The organism is Enterobacter soli (assembly GCF_964208575.1).
Taxonomy (GTDB): Bacteria; Pseudomonadota; Gammaproteobacteria; order Enterobacterales; family Enterobacteriaceae; genus Enterobacter; species Enterobacter soli_A.
The window spans coordinates 58,789-83,006 of sequence record NZ_CAXOFU010000013.1; the positions used below are offsets into that span (position 1 = coordinate 58,789).

A 24,218-nucleotide genomic window follows, 5' to 3' on the forward strand; every position below is an offset into this window, starting at 1 on the left:
CGAAAAAGGTACGTTTTCGCCTTAATTCCAGCGTGGACATGCCAGCATTATGCCGATTATTCAGTCTGTTGAACGTGCGTTGCAGATCCTCGACCTGTTCAACGAGCAGGCCACCGAGCTTAAGATCACCGACATCAGCAAACTGATGGGGCTGAGCAAGAGCACCCTCCACTCGCTGCTGAAAACCCTGCAGCTTCACGGCTATATCGATCAGAACCCGGAGAACGGCAAATATCGCCTCGGCATGAAGCTGGTCGAGCGCGGTCATTTTGTCGTGGGCTCCATCGATATTCGCCAGAAGGCGAAAGGCTGGCTGACGGAGCTGTCACAGCGGACCGGGCAGACCACCCATCTGGGGATCCTCGACGGGCGTGAAGGAGTTTATATCGAGAAGATTGAAGGCAAGCTCGCCGCCATCGCCTATTCGCGCATCGGTCGCCGCCTGCCGGTTCACGCCACCGCCATCGGCAAGGTGTTGATTGCCTGGCTGGGCGAGCCTGAGCTGAACACCCTGCTGGAGGGCTATCAGTACACCACCTTTACTCCCGCCACCCTCGCCTCACGCGAAGCCTTAATGGCCGCCCTGTCGCAGACCCGCGAGCAGGGCTATGCCCTCGACAGCGAAGAAAACGAGCAGGGCGTGCGCTGCGTAGCGGTGCCGGTGTGTAACCACGAGTCCCGCGTGATTGCCGCCCTGAGCCTGTCGACGCTGACCTCCCGCGTGGACGACGCCGAGCTGGCTAATTTCCGCGAGCAGCTTCAGCAGGCCGGGCTCCAGCTCTCACGCGCGCTGGGCTACCCGGCCTGAGCCGTCAGGCCGGCTCGTAGGTGAAGTAGTCGAAGTCCGCGTGGCAGCCGTCGCCGCTGATGTCCTCGCAGTGCAGCCCCACAAACGCGCCGGTGAAGAAGCCGCGCCCGCCGATGTAATCGTCCGACAGCTTCCACGCCTCATACGTCACCGGTACGGTATGCCACGTTTCGCCGTCAAACGAGTAGCTGTAGCGGTAAACCAGCGTATCCACGTCCACCCGCAGCCAGACGCTCTGCGCATGTTCCGGCACCGGAATCGGCTGCTCGTGCAGCGGCCACGACGGCACGTTGTGGTCGAGCTGGATCACCTTGAGGGTTCTGCCCCGTCCCTCCTCGTAGTCCACAAAGCAGTAGCTCCAGTTTTTGCTGTTGTAGTAGCAGGTCAGCCCCGCGCTCTGCTGGAAGTGAACCGGCGAGAACTGCATCCGCGTTTCCGCGCGGAAGGCAAAGTGCTGCCAGCGGCGCGCCACCGTTGACTGGGTAAACGTCGAGTTGAGCGAGTCGTTGCCGTAGAGCCGCAAATAGCCTGGGCGCGCGGTAAGCGAGCCGAGGGTGTCGTCGAACGGAATGCGCAGGGTCTGTAGCTCCGGGTCAAGTGCGCCGCCGTCGAAATCGTCCCGCCAGTTCGCCTGAGCGATGGCAGGCTGTTCGGCCATCTGCGGGCCTTTCACGGTCAGGTGCGCGTGTTTGCCCCCTTCCACATACGGCCAGCCGTCGCGCCACTCGATGCGGGCGATGCCGGTCTCGCGGCCAAGCGGGCAGTAGCCGCGCCCGCCGGAGGCCAGCAGCGGCACGCCGGGCAGGCGCAGCGGTCGGCTGGTGAGGTAGGCCATATACCATTCCCCGGTGTGGGTTTGCAGCAGCGAGCCGTGGCCGCTTTTTTGCAGCGGGTTCTCCGGCAGATGCCAGCTGGTCATCATCGTCACGTCCGGGTGCAGCTCGTAGGGCCCGTCGAGGGTTTTTGAACGCAGCACCACGACCGCGTGCTCGTAGCTGGTGCCGCCCTCGGCGACCATCAGGTAGTACCATCCCGCGTGGCGATACAGGTGCGCGCCCTCGGTGTAGCAGAGCGGCGTGCCGGTAAACAGGGTTTTGCGCTCGGGCGAGAGCGTCCCGGTCTGCGGATCAAACTCCTGTATCACGATGGTGTTGTGCGGGTTGCTATGGTGGCGCGGCCCCCACGGGCGGTAGACGTAGTATTTGCGGCCATCGTCGTCGTGGAACAGGGACGGGTCGAACCCGCCGTTGCCCATCGGAATCGGCTCGCTCCACGGCCCCTCGATAGAGGGCGCGGTGACGAGATAGTTGCGGCCATTTTTCCACGGCGAATCGACAATCTTCACGTCGGTGTAAAGCAGCCAGAATTGACCGTCGGCGTAGCTCAGGCACGGCGCCCAGATGCCGCCGGAGTCCGGATTGCCCTTCATGTCCAGCATCGACACCCTGTCCAGCGGGGTGCTGACCAGCGACCAGTTTTTCAGGTCGCGGGAGTGGTAGATGCGCACGCCCGGGAACCACTCGAAGGTGGAGGTGGCGATGTAGTAGTCCTCGCCCTGGCGGCACAGGGACGGGTCAGGATTAAAGCCGGTGAGGATCGGGTTCGTAATTTCCATATTGCCTCCGGTTAATGGGATGCGGCTGTCGCGGCGTCGGGAACGGCCTCGCCCTGCGTCGCGCGGTGCTTGATCAGCTGCTGGCTGATGACCTCCACGCGGGCGTCGGTGAGCTTGTAGAACGACAGCATGATGAACATGCCCGCGTAGAGCACGACGGGCACCACGCAGAACAGGATTTTGATGGTGGTAAGCACCTCAACCGGCTGCACGCTGCTGCTGGCGGAGTAGTTCACCCAGGCAAGGATCCAGCCCACCACCGCCCCGCCAATCGCCAGGCCAATCTTCAGGCTGAACAGGTAGGTGGAGAACACCAGCCCGTCGAGGCGGCGCCCGCTGCGGCTCTCTTCGTAGTCCACCACGTCAGAGGCCATCAGCCACTGCAGCGGCGTGGTGGTGTTAAAGACGAACAGGAACAGGATGTTGAGGGCGAAAATCAGCGCGATATGCTCGGCCGGGGTGAAGAAAATCAGCAGGCTGATCAGCGAGTAGGCGACGATGATCCACTTGAAGGCGGTGACGCGGTCGAAGCGCCCCAGCAGGCGGGAGGAGCAGAGCGAGCCGAACATGGTGGCGAGGCTGCCGTAGAGTAAAAACTGGGTCGCCATCTCCGGGTGATCCATCACGTATTTCACGAAGTAGAGCGTCGCCCCGCCGCGCACCACGTTGGAGCAGGTGGCCATCATCTTAAACGCGCACATGATCCGCCACTGGGTGTTGCCGAGCAGCAACTTGAGATCTTTGGATACCGACGATCCCGGCTGCACGTCAAAGGTGTAGCGCTCTTTGGTGGTGAAGAAGCAGACGTACAGCAGCACCACGCCCACCAGCCCCAGCACGCACATGGCGCCGAAATAGCCCACCTGCTCGTCCCCCTTGCCGATGATGCTCACCAGCGGCAGGGCGATGCCGCTAATGGCGAGCGAACCGGCGGCGGCCAGGAAGAAGCGCCATGACTGCAGGGCGTGACGCTCTTTCGGGTCGGCGGTAATGACGCCCGGCATGGCGCAGTACGGTACGTTAACGAAGGTATAGACCAGGGTCAGCAGAATGTAGGTCACGCAGGCGTAGATGATTTTGCCCTGCGCGGAGAAGTCCGGCGTGTAGAAGGTCAGCACGCAGACGATGCCGAACGGGATGGCGCCCCACAGCAGGAACGGGCGGAACTGGCCGTGCCGCGTGCGGGTGCGGTCAACCAGCAGCCCCATCAGCGGGTCGGTCACCGCGTCGAGCACGCGGGAGACCAAAAACAGCGTCCCCATAATGCCCGCCGACAGGCCAAACACGTCGGTATAGAAATAGGCCAGCAGGAACATCGTGGCCTGCCAGACGAAGCCGCAGGCGGTGTCACCCAGCCCGTAGCCAATTTTGTCTTTCATGGTTAATTGCGTCATCAGAATTACACCCTTATGTAGTGTGCTGAATTACAACATCGTGTTACAGGAGTGTAATGAGCTGTTCAATTAACCAGCAATGGTCATATCTTATTTTCGAATTACGTTATTTTGCTTTTGTGATGCCGCGCGATATATTTTAACTTATTGTTTATATTGACAAATTAATGACGATCGAAAGCCGTCCACGGAATATTTTCCGTAGACGACTTTCGCTGAAAATATAATTAAAGTCCGAGCGCTTTTTTCCCGGCGTTAATGACTTCAATAATTTTATCGGTGTCATAAATACAGCCTTTCCAGGTGCCGCCGCTCACCGACTGCAGCGCCGCCCACAGCCGGGTGTCGTCCGGCAAAAAGTCGTGGGCGTGCAGGCCCGGGTGCGTCTGCCGCCGCGCCAGCTCGTACGCCCCCTCCTCCGGCGTGAGCGGATTGTCCGCGGTGCCGATGAAGTTCACGCTGCCCGTTAAGGTCAGGCGGTCGACCGCAATCTCAATGACGTCGTTGTCGCGCAGCCTGCCAATCGGCCCGCCCGCCAGCGCCTCCGGCGACACGTGGCCGAAGCACGCCCCCGTCGACACGCCCGAGAAGCGCGCATCGGTAATGAGGGAGACCGTCTTGCCCCACGAGATATGCTTCAGCGCGGAGGTGAGCTGGTAGGTCTCTTCCATGCCGGTGCCGGACGGCCCGCCGCCGATCACCACCATGATGTCGCCCTCTTTGATCTGCTCCTGCTTGATGGCCGCAATCGCCTGCGCTTCCGAGACAAACACCCGCGCCCGGCCCGTATGGCGGTAAACGCCGTCTTCGCCCACCACCGACGGATCGATCGCCGTGGCCTTGATTACCGATCCTTCCGGCGCGATGTTGCCCGTCGGGAAACAGACCGTCGAGGTCAGCCCTTTCGCTTTCGCCCGGCCTGGCGGCAGGATCACGTCATCCGGATCCACGCCGTCCTGCTCGCGCAGGCACTGGCGGAAGCGGGCCCGACGCTCGGAGGCCTGCCACCAGTCAAGGTTCTCGCCCACCGTCTGCCCGGTCACGGTCATGGCGTCCAGATGGAGCAGGCCGAGATCGCGCAGGTGAAGCATCACCTCCGGCACGCCGCCCGCCAGGAAGGCACGCACGGTCGGATGGTAGTCCGGGCCGTTGGGCAGGACGCTCACCAGGCGCGGCACTTTACGGTTAACGCGCGTCCAGTGTTCAACGTCCGGAATGGTGCAGCCCGCCGCGTGGGCGATGGCCGGAATGTGCAGCAGCAGGTTGGTGGAGCCGCCGAACGCCGCGTGCAGCACCATGGCGTTTTCAATGGCTTTATCGGTGAGGATGTCCCGCGTGGTGATGCCACGGTTATCCAGCTCGCTCACCGCCCGCGCCGACTGGCGGGCGATCTCCAGCCACACCGCCTGCCCGGACGGCGCCAGCGCGGAGTGCGGCAGCGCCAGCCCCAGCGCTTCCGCCACCACCTGCGAGGTGCCCGCCGTGCCGAGGAACTGACACCCGCCGCCCGGCGACGCGCAGGCGCGGCAGCCCAGCTCGGCGGCCTCCTGCAACGACAGCTCGTGGTTGGCGAAGCGCGCGCCGATGGTCTGCACCTTGCCCGCGTCTTCCCCGGCGGTCGGCGGCAGCGTCGCCCCGCCCGGCACCAGGATGGTCGGCAGGCTGTGCATCGACGCCAGCGCAATCATGGTCGCCGGAAGCCCTTTATCGCAGGTTGCCACGCCAATCACCGCCCGCCGCGTCGGCAGGGAGCGGATCAGGCGGCGAAACACAATCGCCGCGTCGTTGCGGTACGGCAGGGAGTCGAACATGCCGTGCGTGCCCTGCGAGCGCCCGTCGCACGGATCGCTGACGAAGGCCGCAAACGGGATGCCGCCGCTGCGGGCGATCTCCTTCGCCGCCGCCTTCATCTGCATACCGATTTCCCAGTGCCCGGTGTGGTATCCCAGCGCAATCGGGCGTCCGTCCCCGGCGCGGATGCCGCCCTGAGTGCCGATGATCAGCACCTCTTTGCCGGTCAGCCTGTTGGCGTCCCAGCCCATCCCGGCGTTTTGCGTCATGCCGAACAGGTTGCCGCTGGGGGATTCCATCAGCATTTGCGGGGTCAGCGGTAGCGCGCCCTGCGGCCCCGCCGCGTGGGTGATCACCGCGTAAAACGCATCGTCCTGTGGGGTGAAAATCTTCTCGATGGTCATGATTATCTTCCGGCTCAGCAGAGCTTGAGCTGTTGCAGCAGGGATTTCAGCTGCGCCTTACGCGGCTCGTCCAGCGGTGAAGCGGGCGGCAGCACGTGGGTGGAGATTGGCCGTCCGCAGAGCACGATTGCCTCTTTAATGACGTTCACAAACGGCGTATCCAGCTGATACATCTGCGGTATTTGCAGTAGGGTCTGATGATACTCAGCCGCCTTCGCCACGTCCTTATCCCGCCAGGCTTTCAGAAGATTTACCGACACCTGCGGGGCAAAGTTGCCGCTCGCCGAGATCGCCCCGTCGCCGCCGAGCAGCAGGGTATTGAACAGATGGTCGTCGTAGCCGCACAGCACCGAGAAGTGAGGATGGGCGGCTTTGACGGTGAGGATCGTGCTGCGCAGATGGGCGACGGAATCGATGGTGTCCTTGATGCCGACGATATTGCTGCGCGAGTCGGCCAGGGTTTTCACCAGCGCCGGGGTCAGATCCTGCCCGGTCAGCGCCGGGAAGTTATAGAGGATCACCGGCAGCGTGACGCTGTCGGCCACCTGCTCGAAGTAGCGGATCAGGTTCGCTTCCGACACTTTCCAGTAGTAGGGGTTGATCACCACGATACCGTCCGCCCCCACCTGCTGCGCGTGCTGGCTCAGCTCGATGGTTTCCCGGGCGTTGGTGCCGCCGGTGCCGATCAGCACCGGTACGCGGCGATCGACATGCTCGACGGCAAACCGGGCAATGGTTTTACGCTCTTCGGCGCTGAGCTGGGAGAACTCGCCGCCGCTGCCCAGAAAGAACAGGCCGTCAACGCCCGCCTCGATCAGATCGTCGATCAGCGCGGCGGTGCCCTGCCTGTCAAGCTGGCCATCGGCGGTAAAAACGGTGGAGACAGGGGGGATGATCCCCGTGAACAACGCGGACTGCGGCATACGATCTCCTTGCTGAATCATTTTGTTCTACATTATAGAACAGCGTTCATTAATTTAACGATCATACTATGACGCAGAAAAAGCGCAGGTAAATGGGAAGGGATGAGGGAGTGCGGGAAATTTAAGCTGGATCACATATTGCCCCTCACCCCGGCCCTCTCCCCACAGGGGCGAGGGAGACAAGACGGCTCGGTGCAGTCCCCTCTCCCCTGTGGGGAGAGGGTTAGGGTGAGGGGTAAGGAATTACTCTACCAACATCTTCACCACAACTTTTCGCACCTTCGCCGGCGCGCCCACCGCACACAGCGGCTTATGCACTTCGCCCGGGTAGAACACCACAAAATCCCCTTCGCTCAGCACCACGGTTTTCTCCTGCTCGCCTTCCGGCAGGAACGCGATGTCTTTGTCCGCCAGCCAGTCGGTGTCCGGCGCGCCGTGCGGCAGAGTGCTGAAGGTCATGCCTTCCTGGCCCTTCATCACGATCTGGATATCCAGATAGCGGGCGTGATACTCGGCGCGGCGCTCGGCGAACGGCTGGGTTGTGTCTTCGGACACCAGATAAAACAGGCGGTTGCCGTCGATATCGTGTTTACCAAGCGGGGTGGCGTCGGTGACGTGCGCTTTCACGTGGTCGATAGCCTGACGCAGCGCGTCCGGCAGCCAGGACTGGAGGTTATGGATGTTGCCAATAATCATGATGCGATCCTTTATATAAAACACTGTTTCATTTTTTCTTTTATACGAGAATTCCCACTGCCATACCACCACTTTTTGGCAGAGATTTGCGCAAACGCATGTTTATCGGGAAAGCTGTTAACCGGCTGTTAAACCGTTACGGGCAATTATGCAGTGGTTATGCATAACCCCGGCGAAGGGATTTTCACGCGCTTCGCTAACCGACTGATTATAAAAAGCTCGTCATAAAACTCCCGTCCACCTCACATTTCGTTATCCTGACTCTGTGCGGTTTAAACCCATAATTATTTGTTGATTTAGGTTAAGCCGGAAATAAGTAATTAGCGATATTGCATAACCATTTTCGATGAAAATTAAACACGCTAAAAATCAATAATATAGATATATATTTCAAGCCATTACATTCAACATAATAATAACAAATACAAATAAAGCGAAAGAACATCGCGTAGTTATTCACCGGCAAATAATATCTAATTAGTCATTGTCTGATACGCATCATGCATATTAAAACAAACCCTGCTTTACCCGACTTTGCGTGAGCAGCATCACAATATGAAATATCCACCCGCCTAATATGAGCCGTGAAATCAATTGCACTCAGACGCCATGTCATTAAACAAAATACATGGCCCAGCCTTATTTATTCTGAAAAACAGTTAAAGGAATAATTATGGAAAAGCATTATGTCGGTTCTGAAATAGGTCAATTGCGCAGCGTGATGCTGCATCGCCCTAATCTCAGTTTAAAACGCTTAACACCGTCGAATTGTCAAGAGCTGTTATTTGACGACGTGCTGTCGGTTGAACGTGCGGGTGAGGAACACGATCTGTTCGCAAACACGCTGCGCGAGCAGGGTGTGGAAGTCCTGCTGTTGACCGACCTTCTGACACAAACCCTTGATATTCCAGACGCCAAAGCCTGGCTGCTCGACACGCAAATCTCTGACTACCGCCTTGGGCCGACCTTCGCGGGCGACGTTCGCGGCTGGCTGGCGGATATGCCGCACCGCGAGCTGGCGCGTCGATTAAGCGGCGGATTAACCTACGGGGAAATTCCCGCCTCCATTAAAAATATGGTGGTGGATACCCACACGGCGAATGATTTTATTATGAAGCCGCTGCCCAACCATTTATTTACCCGCGATACCTCATGCTGGATTTATAACGGCGTGTCAATTAACCCGATGGCGAAACCGGCGCGCCAGCGCGAAACCAATAATCTTCGCGCGATTTATCGCTGGCACCCGGCATTTGCCGACGGTGATTTTATTAAATACTTCGGCGACGAAAATATTAATTATGACCACGCCACGTTAGAGGGCGGCGACGTATTAGTCATCGGACGCGGCGCGGTATTAATCGGCATGTCTGAACGCACCACGCCGCAGGGGGTGGAATTCCTCGCCAACAGCCTGTTCAGGCACCGCCAGGCGGAGCGCGTGATCGCCGTTGAGCTGCCAAAACACCGCTCCTGTATGCACCTCGACACCGTCATGACCCACATCGACGTCGACACCTTCTCCGTCTACCCGGAAGTGGTGCGCAAAGACGCCCAGTGCTGGACGCTCACCCCGGACGGACGCGGCGGCCTGCTGCGCACCCAGGAAACCGACCTGCTGCACGCCATCGAAAAAGCCCTCGGCATTAGCCAGGTGCGCCTGATCACCACCGGCGGCGACGCCTTTGAAGCCGAACGCGAGCAGTGGAACGACGCCAACAACGTCCTGACCATCCGCCCGGGCGTGGTGATTGGCTACGAGCGCAACGTCTGGACCAACGAGAAGTACGACAAGGCGGGCATCACCGTGCTGCCGATCCCGGGGGACGAGCTGGGACGCGGTCGCGGCGGCGCGCGCTGCATGAGCTGCCCGCTGGAACGTGACGGAATTTAAAGGAGCCATCATGGAAAGAAAACCTACGCTGGTCGTCGCCCTGGGCGGCAACGCGCTGCTCAAGCGCGGCGAGCCGCTGGAGGCGGAAGTCCAGCGCCAGAACATCGAGCTGGCCGCCCGCACCATCGCCGGGCTCACCGCGCAGTGGCGCGTGGTGCTGGTTCACGGCAACGGGCCGCAGGTCGGGCTGCTGGCGCTGCAAAACAGCGCCTACGACAAAGTGACGCCCTACCCGCTCGACATCCTCGGCGCGGAAAGCCAGGGAATGATCGGCTACATGCTCCAGCAGGCGCTGAAAAACCATCTGCCCCAGCGCGAGGTGAGCGTCCTGCTGACCCAGGTGGAAGTGGACGCCGCCGACCCGGCCTTCAGCAACCCGACCAAGTACATCGGCCCGGTGTACGGCGAAGAGCAGGCCAGAACCTTGCAGGCGGAAAAAGGCTGGGTGTTTAAGGCCGACGGCCGCTACTTCCGCCGCGTGGTGCCCTCCCCGCAGCCGAAGCGCATCGTTGAGCGCGACGCCATTACGGCGCTGATTCAGCGCGATCACCTGGTGATCTGCAACGGCGGCGGCGGAGTGCCGGTGGTGGAGAATGCCAACGGCTACCGCGGCATTGAGGCGGTGATCGACAAAGACCTCTCCGCCGCGCTGCTCGCCCGCCAGATCGAGGCCGACGCCCTGCTGATTTTGACCGACGCCGACGCGGTGTACCTCGACTGGGGCAAACCGACCCAGCGCCCGCTGGCCCAGGTCACGCCGGAGCTGCTCAAAGAGATGCAGTTCGACGCCGGATCGATGGGGCCGAAGGTCAGCGCCTGCCGGGAGTTCGTCGAAGCCTGCGGCGGGATAGCGGGGATCGGCGCGCTGGCGGACGGCGCGGAGATCCTCGCGGGCGAGAAAGGCACGTTGATTCGTAATTGAATAACTTCCCCTCACCCCTGCCCTCTCCCCAAAGGGGAGAGGGAGCAAACCATCCCCTCGCCCCTTTGGGGAGAGGGTTAGGGTGAGGGGTAAGGTCTTAGACATTAATTTTAAAAAGGATTTACCCATGACCATCAACCTGAAAAACCGCAACTTCCTCAAGCTGCTGGACTACACCCCGGCAGAGATCCAGTACCTGATCGACCTCGCCATTGAGCTGAAGGCCGCCAAAAAAGCCGGGCGCGAAAAGCAAACGCTGGTGGGCAAAAACATCGCCCTGATCTTCGAGAAAACCTCCACCCGTACCCGCTGCGCCTTTGAAGTGGGCGCGTTTGACCAGGGCGCGCAGGTCACCTATCTCGGCCCAAGCGGATCGCAGATTGGGCACAAAGAGTCGATGAAAGACACCGCCCGCGTGCTGGGCCGGATGTATGACGGTATCGAATACCGCGGCTACGGGCAGGCCATCGTCGAAGAGCTGGGCGAGTACGCGGGCGTGCCGGTGTGGAACGGGCTGACCGACGAGTTCCACCCTACGCAAATCCTCGCCGACCTGATGACTATGCTCGAGCACGCGCCGGGCAAAACCCTGCCGGAGCTGACCTTCGCCTACCTGGGCGACGCGCGTAACAACATGGGCAACTCCCTGATGGTCGGCGCGGCGAAGATGGGGATGGACATTCGCCTGGTGGCGCCGAAATCCTTCTGGCCGGAAGCGGATCTGGTGGCGCAGTGCCGCGCCATCGCCAAAGAGACCGGGGCGCGCATCACCTTAACGGACGACGTGCAGGAAGGCGTTCACGGCGCCGACTTCCTCTATACCGACGTGTGGGTGTCGATGGGCGAGCCGAAGGAGGCCTGGGCCGAGCGCGTCAGCCTGATGACGCCGTACCAAATCAACGCCGAGGTGATGAAGGCCACCGGAAACCCGAACGTCAAGTTCATGCACTGCCTGCCCGCGTTCCATAACGAGCACACCAAAGTGGGCCGCGAAATCGAAATGGCCTACGGGCTCAAGGGGCTGGAGGTAACGGAAGAGGTGTTTGAATCTCCCCACTCCATCGTCTTCGACGAGGCCGAAAACCGCATGCACACCATTAAAGCGGTCATGGTGGCGACACTCGGCGACTAATCACCGCCCGGCGCGCCGCGGGGTGCGCCGGGTTTAAGGAGCACATCATGGGCAAGTTCAAATTTCCCTCTGCTTACACCATTCTCTTCTTTCTGATTGCCGTGGTCGCGGTGCTGACGTGGATCGTCCCTGCCGGGCAGTACCATATGGCGCTGAATGAAACCCTCGGCAAAGAGGTGCCGGTTGCCGGAACTTACGCGCCCGTAGCGGCGCATCCTCAGGGGCTGGTTTCCGTGCTGATGGCGCCGATTGCCGGGCTATACGATCCGGAGTCCGGGCAGGCGGGCGCGATCGACGTGGCGCTGTTTATCCTGATCATCGGCGGATTTCTGGGGATCGTCACCAAAACCGGGGCGATCGACGCGGGGATCGAGCGCGTTACCACCCGACTGCGCGGACGCGAAGAGTGGATGATCCCGATCCTGATGGCGCTGTTTGCCGCAGGGGGCACCATCTACGGCATGGCGGAGGAGTCGCTGCCGTTTTACACCCTGCTGGTGCCGGTGATGCTGGCGGCGCGCTTTGACCCGGTGGTGGCCGCCTCCACCGTGCTGCTTGGAGCAGGGATCGGCACGCTCGGGTCGACGATCAACCCGTTCGCCACGGTGATCGCCGCCAACGCCGCGGGCATTCCCTTCACCAACGGTATCGCCCTGCGCGTGGCGCTGCTGGTGATCGGCTGGGTGATCTGCGTGGCGTGGGTGATGCGCTACGCCCGCAAGGTGCGCAAGGATCCGTCCCTCTCCATCGTCGCGGATAAGCAGGAAGAGAACCTCGCCCACTTCCTCGGGAATAAAGGCGAGCAGTCGCTGGAATTCACTCCGGTGCGCAAGGTGATTCTGGTGATTTTCGCCCTCGCCTTCGCGGTGATGATTTACGGCGTGGCGGTGCTGGGCTGGTGGATGGCGGAGATCTCCGCGGTGTTCCTCGCCAGCGCGATTATCGTCGGCCTGATTGCCCGCATGAGCGAAGAGGAGCTGACCTCAACCTTTATCAACGGCGCGCGAGATTTGCTGGGCGTCGCGCTGATTATCGGCATCGCTCGCGGTATCGTAGTGATCATGGATAAGGGCATGATTACCCACACCATTTTGCACAGCGCCGAGGGGCTGGTAAGCGGACTGCCGACCGTGGCGTTCATCAACGTGATGTACTGGCTGGAGGTGGTGCTGTCGTTTCTTGTGCCTTCTTCGTCCGGCCTGGCCGTTCTGACGATGCCGATCATGGCACCGCTTGCCGATTTCGCTAACGTCAACCGCGACCTGGTGGTCACGGCCTACCAGTCGGCGTCCGGCATCGTTAACCTCGTCACTCCCACCTCTGCCGTCGTCATGGGCGGGCTGGCCATTGCTCGCGTTCCCTACGTGCGTTATCTGAAGTGGGTCGCGCCGCTGCTGGCGATCCTGACGGTGGTGATTATGGTGGCCTTGAGCCTGGGCGCCTTGTTGTAATTTGCCGGATGGCGCTGCGCGTGTCCGGCCTACGGATCGGTGCGGTGCCACCGGTTATTTCGGGAACTGATATGGGAACTATGATGGATTACGAAGAGCACTCTCCCAAAGAGCAACTACAGCTAACGGTCTGCCAGCGTTTGATCGCGGAAAAGAGCTATCTCTCCCAGGAGGAGATCCGCCGCGATTTGCAGGAGCGGGGGTTTGAAAGCATCAGTCAGTCCACCGTTTCGCGTCTGCTCAGGTTGCTCGGAGTCATAAAAATTCGAAATGCCAAAGGGCTAAAGATTTATTCGTTGAATCCTCAACTGCGCCCTGCCCCCGACGCCGCGCGAACCGTTTCCGAAATGGTGGTCAGCGTGGAGCATAACAGCGAGTTTATCCTTATCCACACCGTCGCCGGATATGGCCGCGCGGTGGCGCGTATTCTGGATTATCACCAGTTACCGGAAATTTTAGGCGTGGTTGCCGGAAGCAGTATTGTCTGGGTCGCCCCGCGGGTGGTGAAGCGCACGGCACTGGTGCATAAACAAATTAATTATTTACTCAGAACGAATTAATATTCATAAAGAACCGTTTGCATTGAGTAAAGCGTGCATTAAATCGCTTGATCCGAACATCGGGGTGCGTATAATGCCCGACAATTTGCCGGGAGGAAGCATGGTCAAGCGTGTACGACATAACGTCTTACCGCGTCTGAAATCAGACGCTGGCCTGCCGTTTTTCTTCCCGTTGCTCAACCTATTCCCAGAGCCCCTCATTTGAGGGGCTTTTTTTTGCCCGGCGTCAGGAGATAAACATGAATCCGCTTTATCAAAAACACATCATTTCCATAAACGACCTCAGCCGCGAAGAGCTGGAACTGGTTCTGGAAACCGCGGCAAAACTGAAAGCGAATCCGCAACCCGAGCTGCTCAAGCATAAGGTCATTGCGAGCTGTTTCTTCGAAGCCTCTACCCGCACGCGCCTCTCCTTTGAAACCTCCATGCACCGCCTGGGCGCAAGCGTGGTCGGCTTCTCGGACAGCAGCAACACCTCGCTGGGTAAGAAAGGCGAAACGCTGGCGGATACCATTTCGGTTATCAGCACCTACGTTGACGCGATTGTGATGCGTCACCCGCAGGAGGGCGCGGCGCGTCTGGCTACCGAGTTTTCCGGCGGTATTCCGGTCCTGAACGCCGGGGACGGCGCGAACCAGCACCCGACCCAAACCCTGCTGGATCTGTTCACCATTCAGGAAACCCAGGGCAGCCTGGAAAACCTGAACATCGCCATGGTCGGCGACCTGAAATATGGCCGTACCGTCCACTCCCTGACCCAGGCGCTGGCGAAGTTCAACGGCAACCGCTTCTACTTTATCGCCCCGGACGCGCTGGCGATGCCGCAGTACATTCTCGACATGCTGGACGAAAAGGGCATTCAGTGGAGCCTGCACGCCAGCATCGAAGAGGTGATGAACAGCGTGGATATTCTGTACATGACCCGCGTGCAGAAAGAGCGTCTGGATCCGTCGGAATACGCCAACGTGAAGGCGCAGTTCGTGCTGCGCGCCAGCGACCTGGAAGGCGCGCGCGACAACATGAAGGTGCTGCACCCGCTGCCGCGCATCGACGAAATTACCACTGACGTAGACAAGACGCCGCACGCCTGGTACTTCCAGCAGGCCGGAAACGGCATCTTCGCCCGCCAGGCGTTACTGGCACTGGTTCTGAATCGCGAATTGGCTCTGTAAGGGGAAATGACAATGACACACGATAACAAACTTCAGGTTGAAGCCATCAAGCGTGGCACCGTGATTGACCACATCCCTGCACAGGTTGGCTTTAAGCTGCTGACGCTGTTCAAGCTGACCGAAACCGACCAGCGCATCACCATCGGCCTGAACCTGCCGTCCGGGGAAATGGGCCGCAAGGATCTGATCAAGATCGAGAATACCTTCCTGACCGACGAGCAGGTTAACCAGCTGTCGCTGTACGCGCCGGACGCCACCGTGAACCGCATTGACGAGTACGAAGTGGTCGGAAAATCGCGCCCGAATCTGCCGGATCGTATCGAAAGCGTGCTGGTCTGCCCGAACAGCAACTGCATCAGCCACGCTGAGCCGGTTTCGTCCAGTTTTGCAGTGAAAAAACGCGCCGATGACATCGCACTCAAATGCAAATACTGCGAAAAAGAGTTTTCTCATTATGTGGTGCTGGCCAACTAATTGAGGTTGGTAAAGGATCCCGGCCTCCCTATAATGTGGCCGGGAACATACTTAACGCTGTAATTCTGGAGAAATCATGACCAAAGTACTCGCGACGGAAAATGCACCAGCAGCTATCGGCCCATACGTTCAGGGCGTTGACCTGGGCAGCATGATCATTACCTCTGGCCAGATCCCGGTGAACCCAAAAACCGGCGCCGTGCCGGAAGACGTGGCGGCACAGGCGCGTCAGTCGCTGGAAAACGTGCAGGCGATTGTGGAATCCGCAGGCCTGAAAGTGGGCGATATCGTTAAAACCACCGTCTTCGTGAAAGACCTCAACGACTTCGCCACCGTTAACGCCACTTACGAAGCGTTCTTCACCGAGCACAACGCCACTTTCCCGGCGCGCTCCTGTGTGGAAGTTGCCCGTCTGCCTAAAGACGTGAAAATTGAAATTGAAGCGATTGCCGTGCGTCGCTAATTGTTTTTAATATTATATAAGGCAGCCAATGGCTGCCTTTTTTTTAATTAAATCATCAGATAAGTTATTTTAAATATTTTTACTCTGACCATTAGATGACGGTTCTTTCATTCCATTCTTACAATCACTCCGCTTTATATCCCCCTCTAATGGACTAAAAAATGAAACTTTCTAAAATTGCACTGGCACTTGCCACACTCACGGTTGCTTCATCGGCTTTAGCACACGGTTATGTTGAATCTCCAGCGAGCCGCGCTTATATGTGTAAGCTCGGTAAAAATATCGACTGCGGTACCGTTCAATATGAACCACAGAGCGTTGAGCGTACTTCAGGCTTCCCTACTGGCGCACTGCCGCCAGACGGCCAGCTGGCAAGCGCCGGTATCTCCCAGTATTCACAGCTCGATCGTCAGAGCCTGAATGCCTGGACTAAAACGCCAATTACTGCGGGTAAAAATACCTTTACCTGGTATCACACCGCACCGCATAAAACCGTTAACTGGCGTTGGTATATTACCAAGCAAGACTGGAATCCAAATAAACCGCTGACCCGCGATCAGTTTGAATCCACTCCTTTCTGTACCGTTAACGGAAATGGCCAGGCGCCAGCTCAGCGTCAGGAAATGACCTGTAATGTTCCAGAACGTACTGGCTACCAGGTTATTTATGCCGTATGGGAAATTGCCGATACGACTAATAGCTTCTACCAGGCTATCGACGTAGATTTCGGTAATGGCGGCAACGTTACGCCGGGCGACGATACCCCAGCAGTGGTTTCCGAATGGAATACAACGCTGGATGGTCAGATTGCCGGTAATAACGTTAACGCAGGCGACAAAGTTATCGCCCGCTTCTTCGACGCTAACGGCGAAGTGACCTCTATGCGTACCGAGCTGACCGTTGCTTCTGCTTCCCAGGGCAATGCAAGCCAGTGGTCTTACGACCTGGCGCAGGCGATCAACGCCGCTCACAGCGACGTGCGCGTTGGCGTGAAAGACGAAAGCGGCGTGGTTAACCCGGTTCACGGCGCAAATAGCGTATACGTGAAAGACGGCAGCACCCTGAAATCCGTTGCTATCTCTTATGAAGAGCAGCAGGCTCAGGTGAGCGAAGATATCGCTGTGACTAACGTCCAGTTCAGCAAAATCAACAACGGCAATGCGACCGTGACCTTCCACGTAAACACCCAGGGTAACGTCAACCTGGAAGCACGCGTCATGAACCACGCGGGTGCTGAAAAAGGCTACGTGAAGCAGGAAATGAACAACGCCAACCAGGATGTCACCATGAACCTGACTGACGTGACTGCGGGTCACCACATGCTGAAATACTACGCAACCAACAAGGACGGCACGCTGTTCGCGCAGGACGTGGTTGATATGATGCTGGAAAATGCGTCCTCTGGCAGCACCACCGGCAAATACGACTACACCTTCCCTCAGAACCTCGCGTCTTACAAGGCGGGTACCGTTGTTCTGCAGCCTAAAGATGGCAAAACTTACCAGTGTAAGAAAGCGCCATACAGCGGCTACTGCGTACAGTATGCAGCAGGCGCTAACCAGTTCGAACCAGGCGTAGGTTCTCATTGGTCAATGGCGTGGACGCTTAAGAACTAAGTTGTTCTGATGCCCGGTGAACAGGTCCGTGCGATCTGTTTGCCGGGGGCGCTGCGCTTGCCCGGCCTACGGGTTGGTGCGGACGTTGTAGGCCCGGTAAGCGCAGCGCCACCGGGCTTTTTTTCACTGATTGCGCGTCGCGCGCAGCAGCGTTTCCAGCGGGTAGACCGCCGCAATCACCACTTCATCCTGAATTTTCGCCGCGTTATCCAGCTCCGCCTGAATCGAATCGATCTCCTTATCATCCAGCGTCCCCTGACGCGCCACCAGATCGGTTAACCGCAGGCCAATCGCCGCCAGCTTGTCCACCTCCTGAATCACCGGTTTGATCGCTTTCAGCTGATAGTTCCCGTCGCTGAGCGCCAGCGCGTCGCTGGTGTTATTTTGCCAGCGGTTAAACACGTGGCGCAGCGCCTCGGCGCTTTCGCTGTCTTCGGCATCGCTCACCAGCCTGTCGGCCCACTTGTTCATCTGCCGCACGGTGTTGCTTTCGGCGCTGAGGGCGTCGGCAAGGCGGTTAAGCGGCTCAAACTGGTGGTAGTTTCCGGCCTGGAACTTCAGATGCTGACGGGTGTAATACTGCGCGGGCTCCAGCGCCTGAGCGAGGATTTGCAGCGGCAGCGTGTCGGCGCTGTTCGCCAGGCGGGTAAAGTACGCCTGCTGCTGGCTGTGCTGCTCCAGCCCGACGGACACCGTCGTCCACGCGTCCATCGCCTGCAGGCGGGTGTACATGCTGTCGATATCGTTCACGTCCTGGGCCGACCACAGGCGTTCCGCCACGGCGAAGGCGCGCGGCCAGAGCTTGATGTCCAGCACCGGGGCGACCACGTTTTCCGCCCACAGCGCGGCCTCGCCGCCGAGCAGGTTTGCCTGCTGCGCGGCATCGGGTACCACCGGCGGAATGCCCTTCGGCACCTCGTCAAGAGACTGGCCGGTGACCGGATAGCGGGCGTTGCCCACCAGGAAGTAGCCGCTCAATTTATTGTCCGATACCGTGACAACCGGGCGCGTTTCGCCCATCCAGGTGTCGACGGTGAAAGTCACCTGGTCGTCGCTGCGCCATTCGATGTTCTGCACCGCGCGGCGGGATTTTCCGGCGAAATCGATAAACCCGCGCCAGCCGGACTCCCCTTTCACCAGGGTAAAGCTGCCTTCCACCGGCTTGCCTTTCAGGCGCGGCATCGAGAAGCGCCAGCTCTGGGCGCTGTCGCTGTCGCCGATCGCGTCCACGTTGTTTAAGCCCTGGGGCACGATTTCGTTGCGGTAGTGGTACGCCGTCGACTGCGGCTGATCGAGGTAAAAGCCGGTCGAGAGAATGCCTTTATAGCCCTGCTGCGCCACCTGCCCCAGCGCGTCCTGCCCCTGCCAGGACTGGATCAGAATGCTCTTCGGCAGATCCGGGTGGAAGATTTCATCCCAGCCCACCATCTGGCGATGGTATTTTTCGAGGATCGTTTCCAGCTTGCGGTTGAAGTACGCCTGCAGCGCGTGGCTGTCTGCCAGGCCGTTGTCGCGCATAAATTGCTGGATCGCCTTGTTCTCTTTCCACTGGGTGTCGTCAACTTCGTCCCCGCCGATATGCAGATACGGATCCGGGAAGATCGCCGCCAGTTCGCTGACCATCGCGTCGGCAAAGGCGTAGGTCGCCTCTTTTGTCGGATCCAGCACCGGCTTGAGCACGCCCCAGTGGCGCTCCATCTCATAGGGGCCCGGGGCGCTCATCAGCTCCGGATAGGCCACCGCGATGGCGGAGGCGTGGCCGGGCATGTCGATCTCCGGCACCACGCGAATGCCCCGCGCGGTGGCGTAGCGCACGATCTCCCGCATTTGATCCGGCGTATAGAACAGGCCGTCGCTGGCAAGCTGGGTCAGCTTTGGATAGCGCTTCGAGCTAAAGCGCCAGCCCTGATCGTCGGTCAGATGCCAGTGCAGCACGTTGAGCTTTGCCGCCGCCATGCCGTCGATCTGGCGCTTGATGTCCTCCAGCGGAACGAAGTGGCGGGCGGAGTCGAGCAGCAGCCCGCGCCACGGGAAGCGCGGCGAGTCCTGAATGTTCACCCACGGCACCGAGGTGTTTTCCGGCCCGTTTTGAATAAGCTGGAGCAGGGTTTCCATCCCGCGCAGCGCGCCGAAGCGGGTATTGGCGGCAATAGCGATGCCGCGGGCGTCCACCGTTAGCGCGTAGCTTTCATCGCTGTGCGGCAGCGGCTGCGGCTTCACCTTTTTGGCAATGGTAATGCGGATGGTCGGGCTTTCCGGCGCGGCGGCCTGCGGCTGGAGCGTCCAGCCGGTTTGCAGCGCGATGCGCTGGCGCAAACGGGTCACCGCATCACCGAGATCGTCGCCGCTGACGCTGACGGAAAGCTTATCCGTCAGCACCAACGCTCCCTGGGTGGCAGGACGTTCGACCTTTGCAGGCCAGGGCATTAACGGGAGATCGCCAGCGGGCGCGGCGAAAGCGGAGGTGCCGAGCAAAAGCCCGGCGGTTAAGAGGCTGTACCGTAACATGAATGTTCCTTATTTGACGGGCCGAAAAAAGGCAAAACATTCTGTTAACATGCGCTCAATTTGTCGTCAAGCGAATGGGATGACGGAGATCACAGGTTGTTGAATTTGGGAGGAAAGCTATTCCCCTCACCCCGGCCCTCTCCCCAAAGGGGCGAGGGGGAAAGACGGCTCCGGACAATCCCTCTACCCAGGAGAAAGACAGCTCCGGACAGTCCCCTCTCCCTTCCAGGGAGAGGGTTAGGGTGAGGGTGAGGGTAAAAAACTCACTGCCACCCATACCGGCGCGCGTAGAACCCTTTCACCATCTGGGTCAGCACCATGTAGCCCGCGAGGATCGCCACCAGCCACGGGAAGTAGCTCAGCGGCAGCGCCTGGAGCTGCAGGTAGCTCGCCAGCGGGGAGAACGGCAGCGCGATCCCGAGCGCCATCACGATCCCGGTCATGATGATCAGCGGCCACGCGGCGCGGCTCTGGATAAACGGAATGCGGCGCGTGCGGATCATATGCACAATCAGCGTTTGCGACAGCAGTCCCACCACGAACCAGCCGGACTGGAACAGGGTCTGGTGCTCCGGCGTGTTGGCGTGGAACACAAACCACATCAGGCAGAAGGTCAGAATGTCGAAGATGGAGCTGATCGGCCCGAAGAACAGCATAAAGCGGCCCAAATCGGACGGGTTCCAGCGCTGCGGCTTCTGGATCTGCTCGTCGTCCACGTTATCAAACGGGATCGCCACCTGAGAGACATCGTACATCAGGTTCTGGATCAGCAGATGCAGCGGCAGCATCGGCAGGAAGGGCAGGAAGGCGCTCGCCACTAGCACGCTGAAGACGTTACCGAAGTTGGAGCTGGCGGTCATTTTGATGTACTTGAGCATGTTGGCGAACGTGCGGCGCCCTTCGATCACCCCCTCTTCCAGCACCATCAGGCTCTTTTCCAGCAGGATGATATCCGCCGCCTCACGGGCGATATCCACCGCGCCGTCCACGGAGATGCCAATATCCGCCGCGCGCAGCGCCGGCGCATCGTTAATGCCATCGCCCATAAAGCCGACGACGTGCCCTTCCCGGCGCAGCAGCGTCACGATGCGCTCTTTGTGCATCGGGGTCAGGCGGGCGAACAGCGTGGTGCGCTGGGCCAGCTTCGCCAGATCGTCATCGGACAGGTGCTCGATGTCACTGCCCACCACCACGTCACCGGCGTCCAGACCGACCTCGTGACACACTTTTGCCGCCACCAGCTCGCTGTCGCCGGTGAGGATTTTCACGGTAATGCCGCTGGCCTTCAGTGCTTTTAACGCCGGCGCGGTGGTCTCTTTCGGCGGATCGAGGAATGCGATGTAACCTTCGAGGATCAGATCGGATTCGTCGATACGCTGATAGTCCCCCTCGCGGGCGGGCAGGAATTTGCTGGCAACGGCTACCACGCGCAGCCCCTGACGGTTCAGGTTGTCGGTCACGCGCTTGATGCGGCGCAGCATGGTGCCGTCCAGCGGGACGATTTCACCGTTGTGGCGCACCTGGGTGGAGACATCCAGGATCTCCTGCAGCGCGCCTTTGCAGATCAGCTGATGCACATCCTGCTGCTCGCAGACCACCACGGACATCCGGCGGCGCTCAAAATCGAACGGGATCTCATCCACCTTCTGCCAGCGGCCGGACAGCGTGCGGGCAGACTCTTCGTCCACGCCCTCCAGCACGGCGACGTCCAGCAGGTTTTTCAGCCCGGTCTGGTAGTGGCTGTTGAGCCAGGCGCTGTGCAGCACGCGGTCGCTGGTTTTACCGGAGATATCGGTGTGGTTCTCCAGCACGATTTTATCCTGCGTCAGGGTGCCGGTTTTATCGGTGCAGAGTATGTCCATCGCGCCAAAGTTCTGAATGGCGTCGAGGTGTTTCACAATCACCTTCTGCTTAGAGAGCTTCACCGCCCCGCGCGCCAGGGTCGAGGTGACAATCATCGGCAGCATTTCCGGGGTTAAGCCCACGGCAACGGAGAGCGCAAACAGCGCCGCTTCCCACCAGTCGCCCTTGGTGTAGCCGTTGATCAGCAGCACAATCGGCGTCATCACCATCATAAAGCGGATCAGCAGCATGCTGACGCGGCCAATGCCTTTCTGGAAAGCATTAGGCTCGCTCTCCTGCTCCGTCACGCGCCCGGCGAGCTGCCCGAACCAGGTGTTTCCTCCGGTGGCGACGACAATCGCCTGCGCGGTGCCGCTGACCACCGTGGTGCCCATAAAGCACAGGGTGTCGCACTCAAGCGGGTTGACCTGCTGCGGGTCGCGGGTGCGGGCGACCTTCTCAACCGGCAGGGATTCCCCGGTCAGGGAGGCCTGGGCGACGAACAGATCCCGCGCCTGGATAATGCGTAAATCCGCCGGGATCATGTCCCCGGCCGCCAGCTTCACCAGGTCGCCCGGCACAAGCTGGTCGATAGGCAGCTCAAGCCAAGCGTTTTCGCCAAGATCGTTGATCACGCGGGACACGGTGGCGGTATTGCTCACCATCGCCTTCAGGGCGTCCGCCGCTTTGGTGGAACGGGCTTCCTGGATGAAGTTCAGCAGCGTGGAAATCCCCACCATCAGCGCGATCACGCCCGCGGCAAACAGGTCTTCGGTGGCATAGGAGATAATGCCCAGCACCGTCAGCAGCAGGTTGAACGGGTTGCGGTAGCAGAGCCACAGGTGAACCCACCACGGCGCCGGCTTTTGCGCCGGGATCTGGTTATCGCCATGCTTCGCGCGGATTTTTTCCACTTCCGCCGGGTTCAGCCCTTCCGGATGGCCGCCAAAGGCGCGCCAGACTTCGTTTTCATCCATCGCCGCCACGTTCAGGCAGCGCTCGGTCAGGGAAGATGGGATGGTCGCACCCGCCATGTTTTTAGCCTCAGGCAGCGGGGAGCGCTGGACGAGACGGCGTGGCAGGTGGCGGCCCAGCTGTGCAAACAGCTGCCGGGTAATATTTTTCAGCATAATAAACTCTCCTGCGCGCGCAGCGGCGAACGCAGTTTTGCGGGCAGACACGGTAAATCCGTACCTGACGGCACTCGAATTATTAGCAGGAACGTTGGGGACGTTGCTGCCTCACGCCGGTGAGACAGCAAAAGGCTGGCTTACCGGATAAAAAGAACTCTCCCGTTCAGGAGAGGCGTGGGATCGGGATCCATGTAACCTCCGGTAAGTAAATTAAGGGTTTCGCCGCGCAGTATAAGGATTTAACCGTACCGTTCGTAGCGATTCGGGCGGTATTATAACGCCCTGCTAATAAACCGAACGTAAACCAGACTTTGCCCATAGCGAAATTACGCTATCGCATTAGGCTCAATTGACCACTTTGTCGTTGTTACAGGGAATACAGCATGCAAAACCGCCTTACGATTAAAGACATTGCACGTTTAAGCGGCGTGGGGAAATCCACCGTGTCGCGCGTGCTGAACAACGAAAGTGGTGTCAGCGAGCGCACGCGCGAGCGCGTCATGGCGGTGGTGGATCAGCACGGTTTTTCCCCTTCCCGCTCCGCGCGCGCCATGCGCGGCCAAAGCGACAAAGTGGTGGCGATTATCGTTTCGCGTCTGGATTCCCTTTCTGAAAACCTCGCCGTGCAGACCATGCTGCCCGCCTTTTACGAGCAGGGTTACGACCCGATCATGATGGAGAGCCAGTTCTCCCCGCAGATGGTGGAAGAACATCTGGGGATGCTGCAGCGCCGCAACATCGACGGCGTGGTGCTGTTTGGTTTTACCGGCATCAAAGAAGAGATGCTCAAACCCTGGCAGCCTTCGCTGGTGATGCTGGCGCGCGACGCCAGCGGCTTTGCCTCCGTTTGCTACGACGACGAAGGGGCGATCGTTATGCTGATGCAGCGCCTGTACGATAAAGGCCATCGCCACATCAGCTATCTCGGCGTGCCCCACGCGGATATCACCACCGGCAAGCGCCGCCACGAAGCCTATCTGGCGTTTTGCAAAAAGCACAGCCTGCCTGCCGTCGCCTCCCTGCCGGGGCTGGGCATGAAGCAGGGCTACGAGCAGGTCGCCAGCGTGCTCACGCCGCAAACCACCGCGCTGGTCTGCGCCACGGATACCCTGGCGCTCGGCGCGAGCAAGTATTTACAGGAACAACGCATCGACGGCCTGCAGATTGCCAGCGTCGGCAGCACGCCGCTGATGAAGTTCCTGCACCCGGAAATCATCACCGTCGACCCGGGCTACGCGGAGTCGGGCCGGCAGGCCGCCGCGCAGCTTATCGAGCAGATTAACGGCCGCGCAGAGCCCCGCCAGATAGTGATTCCCGCCCGCCTTTCATAACCCTCGTAAATCGGTTTATTGTGATCTTCGCCTAATTTCGGGAACGTTCCCATTTTCGCATTGGCGTCGAAGGAGTAGGCTTGCGCTCA

The 24,218-nt window shown here is 59.7% G+C and carries 19 protein-coding genes; 12 read left to right on the plus strand and 7 right to left on the minus strand.

The features are described 5' to 3' along the window. The first annotated feature begins 49 nt into the window (after positions 1-49). The gene (gene xynR, locus AB6V08_RS14530; RefSeq protein ID WP_368543561.1) at positions 50-808 is read left to right on the plus strand and encodes a DNA-binding transcriptional repressor XynR; all 759 of its coding nucleotides are present in this window, start codon (positions 50-52) and stop codon (positions 806-808) included. A 4-nt stretch (positions 809-812) separates the two neighbouring features. Here xynR and AB6V08_RS14535 read toward each other — a convergent pair whose 3' ends face one another. The 5 genes from AB6V08_RS14535 to AB6V08_RS14555 form a co-directional block, all read right to left on the minus strand. After that, the gene (locus AB6V08_RS14535; protein WP_368543562.1) at positions 813-2,423 is read right to left on the minus strand and encodes a glycoside hydrolase family 43 protein; all 1,611 of its coding nucleotides are present in this window, start codon (positions 2,421-2,423) and stop codon (positions 813-815) included. Between the two features lie 11 nt (positions 2,424-2,434). Continuing rightward, positions 2,435-3,817 (minus strand): MFS transporter, encoded by a 1,383-nt coding sequence (locus AB6V08_RS14540; protein WP_368543563.1) that lies wholly within the window; start codon positions 3,815-3,817, stop codon positions 2,435-2,437. 227 nt (positions 3,818-4,044) lie between these two features. Continuing rightward, complete coding sequence (gene yagF / locus AB6V08_RS14545; RefSeq protein WP_368543564.1) at positions 4,045-6,012, minus strand: xylonate dehydratase YagF; 1,968 nt, start codon at positions 6,010-6,012, stop codon at positions 4,045-4,047. 14 nt (positions 6,013-6,026) lie between these two features. Beyond that, positions 6,027-6,935, minus strand: coding sequence for a dihydrodipicolinate synthase family protein (locus AB6V08_RS14550; RefSeq protein ID WP_368543565.1), 909 nt, complete (start codon positions 6,933-6,935; stop codon positions 6,027-6,029). A 243-nt stretch (positions 6,936-7,178) separates the two neighbouring features. Further along, positions 7,179-7,631 (minus strand): YhcH/YjgK/YiaL family protein, encoded by a 453-nt coding sequence (locus AB6V08_RS14555; RefSeq protein ID WP_368543566.1) that lies wholly within the window; start codon positions 7,629-7,631, stop codon positions 7,179-7,181. A 673-nt stretch (positions 7,632-8,304) separates the two neighbouring features. Here AB6V08_RS14555 and arcA point away from each other — a divergent pair. The 10 genes from arcA to gbpA all read left to right on the plus strand — a co-directional run bounded on the left by arcA (position 8,305) and on the right by gbpA (position 17,315). After that, positions 8,305-9,525, plus strand: a complete 1,221-nt coding sequence (arcA, locus tag AB6V08_RS14560; RefSeq protein ID WP_368543567.1) for an arginine deiminase — start codon at positions 8,305-8,307, stop codon at positions 9,523-9,525. A 10-nt stretch (positions 9,526-9,535) separates the two neighbouring features. After that, positions 9,536-10,447, plus strand: a complete 912-nt coding sequence (locus tag AB6V08_RS14565; protein ID WP_368543568.1) for a carbamate kinase — start codon at positions 9,536-9,538, stop codon at positions 10,445-10,447. 127 nt (positions 10,448-10,574) lie between these two features. Then, a complete protein-coding gene (argF, locus tag AB6V08_RS14570) occupies positions 10,575-11,579 on the plus strand; it encodes an ornithine carbamoyltransferase (RefSeq protein WP_368543569.1) in 1,005 nt (334 codons plus the stop codon). A 47-nt stretch (positions 11,580-11,626) separates the two neighbouring features. Then, a complete protein-coding gene (locus AB6V08_RS14575; protein WP_368543570.1) occupies positions 11,627-13,030 on the plus strand; it encodes a YfcC family protein in 1,404 nt (467 codons plus the stop codon). A gap of 80 nt (positions 13,031-13,110) precedes the next feature. Beyond that, positions 13,111-13,590: an arginine repressor gene (locus tag AB6V08_RS14580; RefSeq protein ID WP_368543571.1), complete on the plus strand. Its 480-nt coding sequence runs from the start codon at positions 13,111-13,113 to the stop codon at positions 13,588-13,590. A gap of 100 nt (positions 13,591-13,690) precedes the next feature. Beyond that, positions 13,691-13,795 (plus strand): pyrBI operon leader peptide, encoded by a 105-nt coding sequence (locus AB6V08_RS14585; protein ID WP_022646880.1) that lies wholly within the window; start codon positions 13,691-13,693, stop codon positions 13,793-13,795. Between the two features lie 34 nt (positions 13,796-13,829). Continuing rightward, a complete protein-coding gene (gene pyrB, locus AB6V08_RS14590) occupies positions 13,830-14,762 on the plus strand; it encodes an aspartate carbamoyltransferase (protein WP_014068689.1) in 933 nt (310 codons plus the stop codon). Positions 14,763-14,774: 12 nt separating this feature from the next. After that, positions 14,775-15,236, plus strand: coding sequence for an aspartate carbamoyltransferase regulatory subunit (gene pyrI / locus AB6V08_RS14595; protein WP_368543572.1), 462 nt, complete (start codon positions 14,775-14,777; stop codon positions 15,234-15,236). A 76-nt stretch (positions 15,237-15,312) separates the two neighbouring features. Then, the gene (gene ridA / locus AB6V08_RS14600; RefSeq protein ID WP_014068687.1) at positions 15,313-15,699 is read left to right on the plus strand and encodes a 2-iminobutanoate/2-iminopropanoate deaminase; all 387 of its coding nucleotides are present in this window, start codon (positions 15,313-15,315) and stop codon (positions 15,697-15,699) included. Between the two features lie 161 nt (positions 15,700-15,860). After that, positions 15,861-17,315 (plus strand): N-acetylglucosamine-binding protein GbpA, encoded by a 1,455-nt coding sequence (gbpA, locus tag AB6V08_RS14605; protein ID WP_368543573.1) that lies wholly within the window; start codon positions 15,861-15,863, stop codon positions 17,313-17,315. A 123-nt stretch (positions 17,316-17,438) separates the two neighbouring features. Here the strand turns inward: gbpA and AB6V08_RS14610 are convergent, their stop codons facing one another. Both AB6V08_RS14610 and mgtA read right to left on the minus strand, forming a co-directional pair. Further along, entirely contained in the window at positions 17,439-19,823 is a 2,385-nt protein-coding gene (locus AB6V08_RS14610) for a beta-N-acetylhexosaminidase (protein ID WP_368543574.1), read from the minus strand. 263 nt (positions 19,824-20,086) lie between these two features. Then, complete coding sequence (gene mgtA / locus AB6V08_RS14615) at positions 20,087-22,795, minus strand: magnesium-translocating P-type ATPase (protein WP_368543575.1); 2,709 nt, start codon at positions 22,793-22,795, stop codon at positions 20,087-20,089. 386 nt (positions 22,796-23,181) lie between these two features. Here mgtA and treR point away from each other — a divergent pair, with 386 nt between their 5' ends. After that, a complete protein-coding gene (gene treR / locus AB6V08_RS14620; protein ID WP_368543576.1) occupies positions 23,182-24,129 on the plus strand; it encodes a trehalose operon repressor TreR in 948 nt (315 codons plus the stop codon). The last annotated feature ends 89 nt before the right edge of the window (positions 24,130-24,218 follow it).

Bases quoted from the DNA above. Each gene is read 5' to 3' on its own strand.
- xynR (WP_368543561.1), top strand. From the start codon at position 50: ATGCCGATTATTCAGTCTGTTGAACGTGCGTTGCAGATCCTCGACCTG.
- AB6V08_RS14535 (WP_368543562.1), bottom strand. From the start codon at position 2,423: ATGGAAATTACGAACCCGATCCTCACCGGCTTTAATCCTGACCCGTCC.
- AB6V08_RS14540 (WP_368543563.1), bottom strand. From the start codon at position 3,817: ATGACGCAATTAACCATGAAAGACAAAATTGGCTACGGGCTGGGTGAC.
- yagF (WP_368543564.1), bottom strand. From the start codon at position 6,012: ATGACCATCGAGAAGATTTTCACCCCACAGGACGATGCGTTTTACGCG.
- AB6V08_RS14550 (WP_368543565.1), bottom strand. From the start codon at position 6,935: ATGCCGCAGTCCGCGTTGTTCACGGGGATCATCCCCCCTGTCTCCACC.
- AB6V08_RS14555 (WP_368543566.1), bottom strand. From the start codon at position 7,631: ATGATTATTGGCAACATCCATAACCTCCAGTCCTGGCTGCCGGACGCG.
- arcA (WP_368543567.1), top strand. From the start codon at position 8,305: ATGGAAAAGCATTATGTCGGTTCTGAAATAGGTCAATTGCGCAGCGTG.
- AB6V08_RS14565 (WP_368543568.1), top strand. From the start codon at position 9,536: ATGGAAAGAAAACCTACGCTGGTCGTCGCCCTGGGCGGCAACGCGCTG.
- argF (WP_368543569.1), top strand. From the start codon at position 10,575: ATGACCATCAACCTGAAAAACCGCAACTTCCTCAAGCTGCTGGACTAC.
- AB6V08_RS14575 (WP_368543570.1), top strand. From the start codon at position 11,627: ATGGGCAAGTTCAAATTTCCCTCTGCTTACACCATTCTCTTCTTTCTG.
- AB6V08_RS14580 (WP_368543571.1), top strand. From the start codon at position 13,111: ATGATGGATTACGAAGAGCACTCTCCCAAAGAGCAACTACAGCTAACG.
- AB6V08_RS14585 (WP_022646880.1), top strand. From the start codon at position 13,691: ATGGTCAAGCGTGTACGACATAACGTCTTACCGCGTCTGAAATCAGAC.
- pyrB (WP_014068689.1), top strand. From the start codon at position 13,830: ATGAATCCGCTTTATCAAAAACACATCATTTCCATAAACGACCTCAGC.
- pyrI (WP_368543572.1), top strand. From the start codon at position 14,775: ATGACACACGATAACAAACTTCAGGTTGAAGCCATCAAGCGTGGCACC.
- ridA (WP_014068687.1), top strand. From the start codon at position 15,313: ATGACCAAAGTACTCGCGACGGAAAATGCACCAGCAGCTATCGGCCCA.
- gbpA (WP_368543573.1), top strand. From the start codon at position 15,861: ATGAAACTTTCTAAAATTGCACTGGCACTTGCCACACTCACGGTTGCT.
- AB6V08_RS14610 (WP_368543574.1), bottom strand. From the start codon at position 19,823: ATGTTACGGTACAGCCTCTTAACCGCCGGGCTTTTGCTCGGCACCTCC.
- mgtA (WP_368543575.1), bottom strand. From the start codon at position 22,795: ATGCTGAAAAATATTACCCGGCAGCTGTTTGCACAGCTGGGCCGCCAC.
- treR (WP_368543576.1), top strand. From the start codon at position 23,182: ATGCAAAACCGCCTTACGATTAAAGACATTGCACGTTTAAGCGGCGTG.